10 protein-coding genes are annotated in these 11,723 nt (G+C 70.3%); 2 read left to right on the top strand and 8 right to left on the bottom strand.

All coding sequences use genetic code 11. The features are described from left to right. On the bottom strand, nt 1-1,251 hold the full coding sequence (locus HY049_08600; protein ID MBI3448957.1) for an efflux RND transporter periplasmic adaptor subunit: 1,251 nt from the start codon (nt 1,249-1,251) through the stop codon (nt 1-3). A 202-nt stretch (nt 1,252-1,453) separates the two neighbouring features. On the opposite strand from HY049_08600, the gene HY049_08605 reads away from it, so the two are divergent. Further along, nucleotides 1,454-1,666 carry a hypothetical protein gene (locus tag HY049_08605; GenBank protein MBI3448958.1) on the top strand — a complete coding sequence of 71 codons (213 nt, stop codon included), beginning with the start codon at nt 1,454-1,456 and terminating at the stop codon, nt 1,664-1,666. Between the two features lie 18 nt (nt 1,667-1,684). On the opposite strand, the gene HY049_08610 is transcribed toward HY049_08605, so the two are convergent. The 3 genes from HY049_08610 to HY049_08620 are packed head-to-tail and all read right to left on the bottom strand — an operon-like array spanning nt 1,685 to nt 5,096. Further along, a complete protein-coding gene (locus tag HY049_08610) occupies nt 1,685-3,721 on the bottom strand; it encodes a tetratricopeptide repeat protein (GenBank protein MBI3448959.1) in 2,037 nt (678 codons plus the stop codon). A 38-nt stretch (nt 3,722-3,759) separates the two neighbouring features. After that, nucleotides 3,760-4,092, bottom strand: coding sequence for a hypothetical protein (locus HY049_08615; protein ID MBI3448960.1), 333 nt, complete (start codon nt 4,090-4,092; stop codon nt 3,760-3,762). A gap of 8 nt (nt 4,093-4,100) precedes the next feature. Further along, nucleotides 4,101-5,096, bottom strand: coding sequence for a DnaJ domain-containing protein (locus HY049_08620; GenBank protein MBI3448961.1), 996 nt, complete (start codon nt 5,094-5,096; stop codon nt 4,101-4,103). Between the two features lie 198 nt (nt 5,097-5,294). Between HY049_08620 and HY049_08625 the strand changes: the two genes are divergently transcribed. Next, nucleotides 5,295-6,281: a hypothetical protein gene (locus tag HY049_08625; GenBank protein MBI3448962.1), complete on the top strand. Its 987-nt coding sequence runs from the start codon at nt 5,295-5,297 to the stop codon at nt 6,279-6,281. An 18-nt stretch (nt 6,282-6,299) separates the two neighbouring features. Here the strand turns inward: HY049_08625 and HY049_08630 are convergent, their stop codons facing one another. Genes HY049_08630 through HY049_08645 form a run of 4 tightly spaced genes read right to left on the bottom strand, consistent with a single transcriptional unit; the run spans nt 6,300 to nt 11,444 of the window. Continuing rightward, on the bottom strand, nt 6,300-7,763 hold the full coding sequence (locus HY049_08630) for an acyl--CoA ligase (protein ID MBI3448963.1): 1,464 nt from the start codon (nt 7,761-7,763) through the stop codon (nt 6,300-6,302). Nucleotides 7,764-7,809: 46 nt separating this feature from the next. Then, nucleotides 7,810-9,150 (bottom strand): hypothetical protein, encoded by a 1,341-nt coding sequence (locus HY049_08635; GenBank protein MBI3448964.1) that lies wholly within the window; start codon nt 9,148-9,150, stop codon nt 7,810-7,812. Further along, nucleotides 9,147-9,398: an acyl carrier protein gene (locus HY049_08640; protein ID MBI3448965.1), complete on the bottom strand. Its 252-nt coding sequence runs from the start codon at nt 9,396-9,398 to the stop codon at nt 9,147-9,149. Before HY049_08640 ends, HY049_08635 begins: the two co-directional genes overlap by 4 nt. A gap of 15 nt (nt 9,399-9,413) precedes the next feature. Continuing rightward, complete coding sequence (locus HY049_08645; GenBank protein ID MBI3448966.1) at nt 9,414-11,444, bottom strand: DUF885 domain-containing protein; 2,031 nt, start codon at nt 11,442-11,444, stop codon at nt 9,414-9,416. Nucleotides 11,445-11,723 lie beyond the last annotated feature (279 nt).

An 11,723-nucleotide genomic window follows, 5' to 3' on the forward strand; every position in this document is an offset into this window, starting at 1 on the left:
CTAGTTCTCGTCGATCTGCCGGGGGCGGGTCGGGTCTTCGAGCGCGATCTCGACGCCGGTCTTGAGCCCCTCGAGGATCTGGGCCTTCTCCAGGCTCACGAGGCCGACCTTCACCTCGCGCTCCTCGAAGAAGCGCTGCCATCCCTCGGAGACGTCGAGTTTCCCGGACTTGGTCTTCCGGAGCTTCTTCTCGCCTTCCTTCGGCTCGTCGAAGGTCCCCTTGACCACGTAGACGAGCTCGCGATCGTTCTTCTTGAAGATCGCCTCGACCGGCACCGCCAGCGCGTCGGCGGCCTTCTCGCCCCGGACCTCGATGTTGGCGGTCATGCCGGCGCGGAAGTCGGGGACCTGGTCCTTGAGCGTGATCTCGATGTCGAAGACCTTGATCTTGTCCTTCTGCCGGGCCGCCGGCGAGATGTGGGTGACCGTTCCGTCGAAGTGCTTGTAGGGGAACGCGTCGACGGAGATGGCGACGGGCTGGCTCAATCGCACGCGGCCGATGTCGACCTCGTTGATGGACGCCTTGATGAGCATCGACTGCAAGTCCGCGACGGTGTAGATGATCGTCCCCTCGTTGAACGACGACACTCCCGAGGTCACCGTCTGGCCGACTTCGACGTTCCTCTTGATGACGAAGCCGTCCATGGGGGAGATGAGATTCACTCGTTGCGACGTGGAGATCTCGCCCGACAGCGGCACGCCGCTCTCCTCGACGATCCGGTTCTTGGTCTTCGCCGACTCGAGGTCTTCCATCGCGGTGTCGAACTTGAGCTTGAAGTCCTTGAGGGCCTCGTCCGAGAGGTACCCCTCCTCGTGGAGGCGCGTGTTGGTCTCGAGGACGCGCTTCGCGTCGTTCGCGCGAATCTCGGCCATGTTGAACTCCGAGCGGACGGCCGAGAGGGTCTGGGCCTGGTTCACGTCGGGCTCGACGCGGGCGAGGACCTGTCCCTTCTTCACCCGGTCCCCCTCGCGGACGATGAGATCCGTGACCTTGCCGGAGAGCGTCGACTTCACATCGACCTTCACGAGCGGCTCGATCGTCCCGACCTCGTTGACCGCCACCTGGATGTCCGAGATCGATGCCTTCCCCACCCGGAGATCGAGATCGTCCACCCCGATGCCGCTCTTGCCTCGCGCGGTGCTTCCGTTCGCGTAGTATCCGACCGCGAGGCCGATGACGACGACGCACGTCAGCGTCGCCCACAGCCAGCGGCGGCGACGTCGACGGGGGGGGGGAATCATGGGTGCCATGGGGTACGCCTCCGTGCGGTTCGGTTGAGATCCGGTTCCGGTGGGTTCGATCCGAGTCAGTCCGGGCCCCGATCTTGCTTCGTGACGGACCCTCATACGATGACGACCGTGCCGGGGTTCCGATCTCCAAGAATTCCTTGACACCTCCTCCGGCGGGCGTAGAGTTAGCGGCTCTCTCGAAGGGGAGGAGGGGACCGAGGCGATGGCGACAGGGGCCCGCGGGCCGCGGGACGACTTCTACTGCTGGAAGTTCGAGGTCTGGTACCCGTCCGAGGACTGCAACTACCGGCACGCCAACCAGACGCACCCCGACTGCGCCAACTGTTTCCAGGGGCGCATGAACCTGAGGTACGCCACGCGAGGGCTTCCCCCTCCGATCGTCCTGACCGAGGAGGCCGAGGCCGAGTCGGCCTGAGCCCGCCGCCGGGGCGTCTCAGGGATGGCGGGCGAGAAAATCGGCCAGCGCCTTCGCAGGGGCGGCGTGCCCCGGGACAGCCGCCACTCCGGCCCGGAAGGCCTCACCGGCTTCGGCGATCCGACCCCCCCCTTCGAGCGCCTCGCCGAGCCGCATCCACCCGAGAGCGTTCTCGGGCTCGATTCTCAGATACGCGCGGAACCAGCGAACCGGGTCGTCCCACCCCCCGCCCCCCGAGTGAGCCGTCCCGAGGGCCAGCCAGCCGAGGTTGTACAGCGCGTTGGCATCGTAGGGGTCGAGGGTGAGCGCCGCGTCGAAGGACGCGCGCGCCGACGCGTGGTCGCCCAGGTCGAGGAGGACCGCCCCTCGCCCGTCGGCCCCGACGGGGCTCCCGGGGTAGAGCGACCGGATGCGATCGAAGAGCGACAGGGCCTCCGCGCTCCGTCCGGCCCCGCGGGCGAGCTGCGCGTCGATGAAGAGCACGCGTTGATCCTCGGGGCTCTCGGCGCGAATCGTCTCCATCAGCCGACCGCTCTCGTCGCCGAGGCCGGCCGCGGCCAGCGCGGAGGCGACGGCCAGGCGCGACTCGATCGACCGCGACGGCAGGGCGGCCGCGGCGCGCGCCGCCTCCTTCGCCCGATCCGCGCGGCCGAGCCGCGCCTCGGCCTGGGCCAGATCGGCCCGGGCGTCGACGTAGGCCGGGGCGATCGCCACCGCGCGCGCGTACGACTCGGCGGCCTCCCGCGGAAGCCCCCGATCCATCAGCGCGGCGCCGTACAGGAAGTGGCCGCGCGCGCTCTCGCCGCAGACCTCGGTGTTGTTGCGGAAGAGCGCGGCCGCGTCGAGGAAGACGCGCGCGCGCGCGATCGTCGACGCGCCCCCCGCCGCCACGATCAGCACGCCCATCGAGAGGAGCGGCGTCCGGCCGCGAGGGAGCCGCGCCGAAGCCTCCTCGAAGAGGAGGGCGGCGAGGAGGCACACCGCGAGAGATGGCAGATACAGGTTGCGCTCGGCGAGGATCGAGACCGAGGGGATGAGGAGGTTCGACACGGGGATCCACGCGGCGGCGAAGATCACGAGCGCGAGGGCCACGACGCGCGCGCCGGCGCCGGAGTCGGCGCGACGGGCCGCCAGGACGACCCACACGGCGGCGGCCGCCACCGCCGCGATCGCCAGCGCGACGTCGAGGTGCGCGAGGCCCGTCGCGAGAGGGATCTGGCGGTACCCGTAGTCGATGCAGCCGCCCGCGGGGTGGACGAGAAGCTCGAGGGCGAACGCGAGCGCGCGGAGCGACGTGAACGGCGCCGCGGGCCACCACGGCTCCCCCTCGAGCGGGTTCAGGAAGTGCGCCCCCTCCTCGGGGCGGCGGCCGAGCTGGCCGAGTACCAGGTAGCGCGCAGCGATCCAGGCAAGGACCAGGAGGGCGTACCCCGCGTGGAGCCGCAGCGTACGCCCCCGGGGGAAGGCCGGGCCGCCCGCCTCGGGCCCCCCTTCCGCCCGCGGCGGGGGGAAGAAGTAATCGGCCGCGAAGAAGATCGGGAGCCAGGCGACCGCGGTCTCCTTCGATCCGAGCGACAGCGCGAGGAAGACCAGCGCGAGGATCGCCCCGCCCCGGCTCCCCTCCCGGGCGCGCAGGTGCCACAGCCACGCGGCGGCGCCGGCGCTCGCGAAGAGGAGCTCGGAGCGCCCGGAGATCCAGGCCACCGCCTCGGTGTGGATCGGATGGAGCGCGAAGAGAAGGCCCGTCGCCATCGCCGTCACGCGCCGGCCCGTCAGCCGGAAGATCGCGGCGGCGAGGAAGCACGTCGTCAGAGCGTGGAGGAGGAGGTTGGCGGCGTGGAAGGGCCAGGGGCTTCCGTCGCCGGCGGAGAAGAGGACGGGGATCGTCGCCGCGGTCACCGGCCTGTAAAGGATCCCCTTCCCCCGCTCCCCGTACCAGAACTCGGTCGTCAGGAGCGACGGGATCTCGTCGAGCCGGTGGGCCCTCGAGTTGGTCTGGATCTCGGTGACGTCGTCATAGACGTACGGCCCGCCGAGCGACGGGATGTAGCACACCGCCGCGAGGAGGGCGAGAAGGACGAAGTGCCGGAGCTTCAGGAATCGGACTCGCGGCCGCCGTTCTCCTCATCCGCTTTGTACATGTAGCGCACGTAGCGCTTCATCACGAGAAGGTTCGGCTCCCCTTCGCGGTTGACCTTCAGGCAGTCGCGGTCGTACCACTCGATCCACCCGCGCACCTCCTCGCCGTCGACGAGGCGCAGGACCATGCGCGTGCGGTTCTGCATCTGCTTGCGGTAGTAGAACTCCTCCGCGAACGTCTTCTCGACGGGCGCCGACTTCCGCGCGCCCGCCGCCGGCGCCGGGTGGTGCAGGCGCATCTTCCTCTGCTCGGGCTCGTGCCGGGTCAGTGTGAACGGCCTGTCCATCGCTCCTCCTACCAGTCGAGATCACCCCGAGGATCTTCCACGCCGAGATCGGCGAGCTCCTGGAGCAGACGCTTCGCGCGCGCGTCGCTCTTCGGCGGCACGATCGCCGCCACCGCAATGAGATCGCCCCGCGGATGGGCGTCCCGCGCGGGCGCCCCCTTGCCGCGCAGCCGGAATCTCTGGCCGCTCCGGGTTCCCGCGGGAATCGTCAGCGAAGCGCGGCCATCGAGCGTCGGGACCTCGACCTTCGCGCCGAGCGCCGCCTCGCTGAACGACAGCGGGAGATCGAGGAGGACGTCGGCCCCCTCCCGCCGGAAATACCGGTGAGGCTTGACGCGGAGGATGATGTAGAGATCGCCGGCGGGCCCGCCGCGCCGGCCTCCCTCACCGCTCCCCGCGACGCGCACGCGCGACCCGTCGTCGGCCCCGGCCGGGATGCCGACGGTGATCGTCTCGCTCGACCTCACGAGGCCTTTGCCGCCGCACCTGCGGCACGACGCCCCGCGATCGCGGGCGGATGCACCCGGAGCCCGCCCCGTCCCCCGGCACACGGGGCACGTGACGTTGCGGGCGAGCGGCACGGTGAGCTTCGTCCCGCGGATGGCCTCCTCGAAATCGATCGACGCCTCGTACTCGAGATCTTCTCCGCGCCGGGGGGCCTGGCCGGCGCTGCCGGCGCGCCCGAACAGATCCGAGAAGAGCCCGCCGAGATCTCCCCCGAACTCTGCGCCGGCGAAGTCGAAGCCGCGGAAATCCCCGCGCATCGGGCCGTTGGGCGAGGAGAAGTGGCCGCCCGAGCGCAGCGCGTCGTAGCGCTCGCGCTTCTCCGGATCGATGAGCACCTGGTACGCCTCGGAGAGCTCCTTGAACGTCTCCTCGGCCTTCTTGCTCCCCGCGTTCGCGTCGGGATGCCATTTCTTCGCGAGCTTCCGGTAGGCGTTGCGGATCTCGCCCTCCGAGGCCCCCGCCTTCACTCCGAGCACTTCGTAAAAGTCTCGCGTCATCCGGCGGTCCATCCCGCCCGAAGGGTCGGCGGCGACGTGGTTCGCGAATCGATCCGGCAGGGGCGCGGGGGGTTGACCCCGCCTGGGGTGATCCAGAATTGGGCGCATCATACGACCGGCGCCCCCGCGCGATCAAGACGCGCGGAAGTGCAATGATAGAATGCACGGACGTCAGCCACTCCGGGAGATCGCGGGACGATGAAAGATCGCCGGGCAGCCCTCACCTTCGCCGTTCTGCTCGTCTGCGTGGGGGCGCCCTCTCCTTCCCCGGCCGCCTCCCCGGGCGACCCCTCGATCGCGCCGGACGCGTCGCCCGAAGCCCAGAACGCCGACCTCGCGGCCCTTCTCGAGAAGCTCGCGGCGAGGGCGGATCAATACAGGAAGAGGGCGCTGGGCTTCACCTGCGAGGAGTCGCTCGTGAAGAGCTCGTACGACGCCGAGCGGGGGACGTTCAAGAACCGCCGGCGCGAGCTGTACGACTACCTGTTCGAGCGCAGCGAGGTCTCGGGGCGCCTCGGGGAGGTGCGCGACATCATCGAGGAGAACGGGAAGCCGGTGCGGCGGTCCACGCGCGATCTCGAGCTGGAGATACCGCCGTCGTACGCCTGGTCCCAGATCTTCGCCGCCGAGAACCACGGGAAGTTCCATTTCAGGATCGCCGGGAAAATCCTGAAGGGGTACCGGCTGCTGCTGCAGCTCGAGTTCACGGGATGGGCGGCTCTGCCCGGAACGTCGGACATCGGCGGGTGGAGCGGGCTGGCGAGCGTGGACAGCAGCACGCTCAACCTCGTGTCGATCTCGGCCGAGCCGTCCGGGCAGGCGGGGCGCGTTGCGGCCGAGAAGCTGAAGTACCAGCGCTCGTTCCAGATCATGGGCGTCCCTCTCGCCGGGCGCCCGAAGAGCCGCACCCTCGAGGTCGCGTTCGGGTTCGAGAGCGAGGATCTCTCCTACCCCACCGAGACGGTGATCGAGAAGAGCGTCTACACGCGCTCGGGAGAGATGGGGCTCGAGGAGAGCCTCATGCTGCGGTACCGCTCGTACCGCTTCTTCAACGTCGGCACCGAGGCCGAGAGCGCCCGCTCCCACTCGGCGCGCCCGGCCGCCGATCCCAACGCGCCGGCGACGGGGACGGCACCCCCGCCCGCCGGGCCCGCAGCGGTCGACCCGAACCACCCCCGGCGCTGAGCCGGGCGGCGGCGCGGGTCAGTCCAGGAGATCCTTCCGGAGGAGCTTTCCGGTCGGCGAGCGCGGGAGCCGATCGACGAACTGGAAGAGGCGCGGGACCTTGTACGGCGCGAGGCGCTCCCGGCAGAAGTCCCGGAGCGCCCGCTCGTCGACGGGAGCGCGCCTCACAATCACCGCCTTCACGAGCTCGACGGCGTGCGGGCCGGAGACGCCGACGACCGCGGCCTCGGAGACGGCAGGGTGCTCCCCCAGCACCCTCTCGACCTCGAGCGGGTCGACCTTGTTCCCAGCCGCGTTGATCATGAGCTTGAGGCGGCCCGTGATCCGGAGATTCCCGTCCGCGTCGAGGCTTCCGAGATCTCCCGAGTGGAACCAGCCGCCGCGAAACGTCTCCGACGAGAGCGCGGGGAGATCCTCGTAGCGCGCCGCCACGGCGGGGCCGAACACCGCGACCTCACCGGATTCGCCTTCGGGGGCTCCGCTCCCGTCCTCGCGCACGATCCGGACCGAGACACCGGGGAGCGCCCGCCCCGAGGATTCGATCAGCGCCTCGTGATCCCCCTCGAGGTTCATCGTGGCGGACGAGCACTCCGTCGCGCCGTACATCTGGTGGACCGGGACGCCGAAGCGCGCGCGGAACCTCCGCTCGACCGCCTCGGGAAGGCCCAGCCCGCAGGAGAAGCAGAGCCGCAGCGAGGAGAGGTCGGTGCCGGGGCGCGGCGTCATCTCGGCGAGGAGGCTGAAGTGAAAGGCGGAGCCGGGATAGATCGTGCACCGCCGGTCGGTGATCTCGCGGAGGAGATCCCCGCCGTCGAACTCCGGGAAGAGAACGGCCGACGCGCCGCTCGCCAGCACCGACGAGAAGACGCACGAGAGGCCGTACGAGTGGAAGAGCGGCGCCACCCCGGCGATGACGTCTCCGGGGCCGAGGTCCGCCACCGCCTGGTACGCGCCGGCGTCGGCCGCGAGCATGGCGTGGGTTCGGCTGACGCGCTTCGGATACCCCGTCGACCCCGTCGAGAAGAGGTCGAACGCCGGCCGTCCCGGAACGAGCGGCGGGTCGGCGGCCCCCGGCATCGAGCCGATGGCCGCGCCGGGAGGGGGCAGGAGCCGGCGAACGCCGATTCCGACCGACTCCAGGGCGGCCGTGGCCGCGGGCGCCAGATCGCTCTCCGCGATCGCCGCTTTCGGCGACGAGGCCACGAGGCACCGCGCGATCTCCGGCCCCATGAGGATCGGGCTCAGGGGGACGGCGACCGCGCCGCGCGCGAGGATGCCGGCGAGGGCGCGCGCCAGGCTCACGCCGTTTCTCAGCACGACGGCGACGCGATCTCCCGGCTCCACGCCGCGGGCGCCGAGACTCCGCGCGACCGACGCCGCGTCCTCGACGAGCCGCGAGAAGGTCACCTCCTCGCGCGCGTCGCGGAAGGCCACGAGGCTCGCGTGAGCGGCTGCGGTCGCCTTCAGCATTCTCCAGAGCACGTTGTCGACTCCTCGGGGGGGCCCCGACGCGCTCCCGGCGCGACGCCTACCGGTGGGGAGCGCGCAGGAATGCCGCCAGGAGCTCCACCGACGCGGACCGTGCGTAGCCGGCGGGTCTCGTGAACATCACCATGATGACAGCGAGGGCGCTGGTCGTCACCGCGGCGGCGACCAGGGTTCGCGCGAAGGACATGCGGCGCGGCAGCGCGGGCGCGAGACCCGCGGCGCGACGCCTCCGCGCGCTCCACGCCTCCTTGAGCATCCAGGCCGTGACGACGATGCCGTACGCGATCGACGCCGACATGTCGCCGAGGGTACCCCGGAGGGACGCACGCTGCGGCCGCCACACCAGCTCGCGAAAGACGTGCGCGAAGCCCATCAGGAGGAACGTCGCCTGCCCGCCGATCGCGATCGCGAGGAACGGCCTCGCCTTCAGGGACATCACGATCGGGTAGTAGGCCAGCGTCGTCAGGAACTCGCGGTAGTACGTGTTCCACCGCCTCCAGAACTCGAGGATGTTCTTCGCGAGGTACGGCCGGTCGCTCCCGGGGGCCAGGTCGAACCCCAGGACGCGCAGCATCCCGATCACGAGGTGCACGTTTCCCGTCACGTCGAGGAACAGCCGCAGGAGCACGAGATGGCAGGCCGCGAGGGCCGTGACGGCATTGAGATCCCGGCGCGCCGCGTAGATGTCGGCCTCGTCGGGGAACCAGCCGTGCTCGACCGCGATGTTTCTCACGAGCAGGTACGCGAAGCCGAGCGCGATCTGACGGGTCCCCTTCCTGATCAGCACGGGATCGAGCTCGAGCCGGAACCCCCGGCGGAGCGCCGTCCAGCCGATCGGGATCATCGAGAGAGCCGAAAGCGGCCCGACCGCGACGTAGAGCAGGCTCTCGAGAAAACCCATCCCTTCGAGCTGGCGGCTCTTGCGGGTGGATTCGTACGCGATGAGGACGCCGCGCAGGACGAGCCCCGGGATGGCGTGGCTCAGAAGGACGATCTGGATGAGGTCGCCGGAATAGCCGAACGGCACGACGCACGCCGGGGCGGAGGCGACGGCGAGGATCGCCGGTAGCCGGAGCCAGTTCGACGCGCGCCACCTCACCACCGCCACGAAGAGAACCCAGATCGCGACGGCCCCCGCCGCGGTGAGGGCGCCGTGGAGCGCGACGATCTGCCCCAGCGTCATCGCGAGGAGGATTGCGAGCCGTCGCTCGGGGAAGGCCGTGGCGGCGCACGCCCCCGCGAAGAAGAAGCCGAAGATGATGGCGAAGTCGGACCCCTCGACGCGGGAGAGCGCGAGCCACCCCAGGGTGTGGAGCGCCAGCCCGGCGGCGAGGACGGGCAGGAGCGCGACGAAGAGCAGCGTGAAGGCGCGGCGCTTCATCCCCTGCTCGTCTTCGCGGCGACGAAGCGGGAGATTGCCCCCAGCGTCCCGAAGTTGTCGGGGTCGATCTCGTGGCCGTCGATGGTGATGCCGTAGGCCGACTCGAGGCGGGCGGCCAGAGTGAGAAGCGCGATCGAGTCGAGGAGGCCGCCGAGAAGCGTCTCGTCGTCACGGACACCTGCCGGGGCGAGGCCGACGCTGTCGGCGACGTGGGCGCGGATCTCCTCGAACATCGGGGGCGAGGCCATGTCAGCGGGGCGGTCTCAAGTTCCGGATCTCGCCCACTCGAGAATCGACTGGCGCGCGAACGCGAGGGGGATCGCTCCGGCGCCGAGCACCTTCTCGTGGAACGCCCGGAGGTTCCACCTGTCCCCCTGGATGCGGCGGACCTCCTCGCGCAGGTCGACGATCTCCTGCTTCCCGATACGGTAGGTGATCGCCTGCGTGGGCCACTTCGAGTAGCGGAACATCGCGCGCGTCGCCGTCTCGCAGGAAGCCCGGCTCTCCGGATCGCCCTTCCCGCACGCCCCCGCGAAGAAGTCGACGTTCGTCGTGTAGTAGTCGACCGCCTCGTCGAAGGTCATGCGCCCGGTGTGGATGCCGATGTCCACCCGCACGCGCGCGTCGCGCAGGAGCAGACCCTGGAGCTGGTAAATCCGCTCCTCCGGCGAGTAGACGCCCTCGGGTGCTCCCTCCTGCGGCTCCGCCATCAGCGCCTCGCCGTACAGCGCCCACCCTTCGGTCCGCATGCTGTCGAACCACATCGACGAGGAGTCCTCGACGGCCCCCGGCGTGAGCCAGCGGACGTTGCCGATGGCGCCCATCCTCGTGCGGAGGAACTGCGCGTCCCAGTCGTGGCCGGGGAACCCCTCGTGCGCGCACAGATCGGCGAGAGACGACCTGTTGTTCTCCCGGAGGTGCGCGGCGTCGTTGCCGGTGGGCGACACGTAGAATCTGCCGACGCCGCTCTTCTTGAACGGGGGGGCCGGGTAGTACGCCGCGCCGTCGATCGTCGCGAGCAGCACCTCGGGGGTCTCGAAGACGTCGAGCTTGTAGTCGGCCGGGATGTCGAAGAGCCTGTGCTTGCGCCCGTACTCCACGAGATCGAACGACTTCGCCCGGTACCACGCGATCATCTCGGCGTCGTCCTTCGGCGCGTCGTCGCCGAGCTTCGACATCACCGCGCGCGTCGACGCGGCGTCCGAGGCGGCGTCCCCCCACGTGAGGGGCCACCCCTTCGCCGTCGCCACGCTCTTCGCCACGGCGATGAGCTCGTCGCGCGTCGCCCGCACGCGCCCGTCCGCCTCGTCGTAGAGCGCGGCGATCGGCTTCGCGACGCGCAGGTTGTCCTTCACCGCGCGCGCGTAAGCCGCCTCGCCGAAGGCGAAGTGATCCTTCCGGAACTCGGGCTTGAGGAGATCGTGCGTGCGGAAGACCCCCGTCCCCGGGATCTCGGCCGCACCGCCGAGCGCCTTCGCCCCTTCCTTCGTATAGTAGATGTCGAGGAGGAATCGCCGGAACTCGCGGTAGCCTTCCGCGGCGGCGAGCCCAGCCTTCCGGAGCGACGGGAGCATCGACGCCGCGAAAGCCTGCCCCCTGGTCCGCTGGCCGAACAGATCGGCGAGCGTCTTCTCGAAGTAGGCGGCGTTGGCCTCCGCCCCCGCCACGCCGTCCTTCTCGATCATCCGCCAGTCGGGGACATTCCCCGCCGCGACGCCGGCCTTCAGGTTGGCGCGGGCTGTCGCGAGGTAGTCGGGAATCCGCTGCACGCGGCGCACGACGCGCTCCCACTCGTCGCGCGTGCCGTAGGCCCCGTCCCCTGCGGGGGTCATCCCCTGGAGCTGCCAGTCCACGCCGCGGAAGGGCTCGACCATGTACGTGTCGATGCAGCGGAGCTGGTGGCGCCGCTCCTGCGACAGCGCGTGCATGAAGCGGATCTGGGACTCCATCACGGCCGCGTCGATCGCCTCGTCGGGGGTCAGCGAGCCGCGGGCGAGCTGGGAGAGCGCCCCGTCGATCTGGGTGTACACCGCGTCCTCGTCGCGCAGCCCCACGGTCGAGAAGTCGCGGAGGCTCGCGCCGAGCTCGGCGAGGTCGGCGCGGTAGGCGTCGCCGCCGATGTACGTGGCGGTGACGGGATTCCGCTTCAGGAACTCGATGAAGTAGCGCTCCTCGAGGGCGCGGAACGGCGACGCGGCCGCTGCCTTCGGCTCGGCTGCCATGGTCACCTCCGTCTGCGCCAGAGGCGCCAGCACGAACAGGATCACGAGAACGCGCGCGCGCGACGACGTCATCATGAGAATCCCCCCGGCGATGTGCAGGAAGAGTTCACTCTACCGGCGCCCGCCTCCGCATTCAAGCGAGTGACGGGACGAGAGGCTGGACTTCGATCGTGAGGCGGAGGCGACGGCCCGATCTGCTGGTCGGGGACGGCTGCGCTCAGGCTCCGCCTGTGCTCGCCTCCCCTCGGCGGCACATTGCGCCGCCTCATCTCGCAGACTGGCGCTCGCCGGCTCGCGCCGCTCGTGGTTCGCTCGCCACCCGCTCGCGGCAAGGCGTTGATTGATATCAGG

The sequence above is a fragment of the Acidobacteriota bacterium genome, assembly GCA_016195325.1.
Lineage (GTDB): Bacteria > Acidobacteriota > Polarisedimenticolia > JACPZX01 > JACPZX01 > JACPZX01.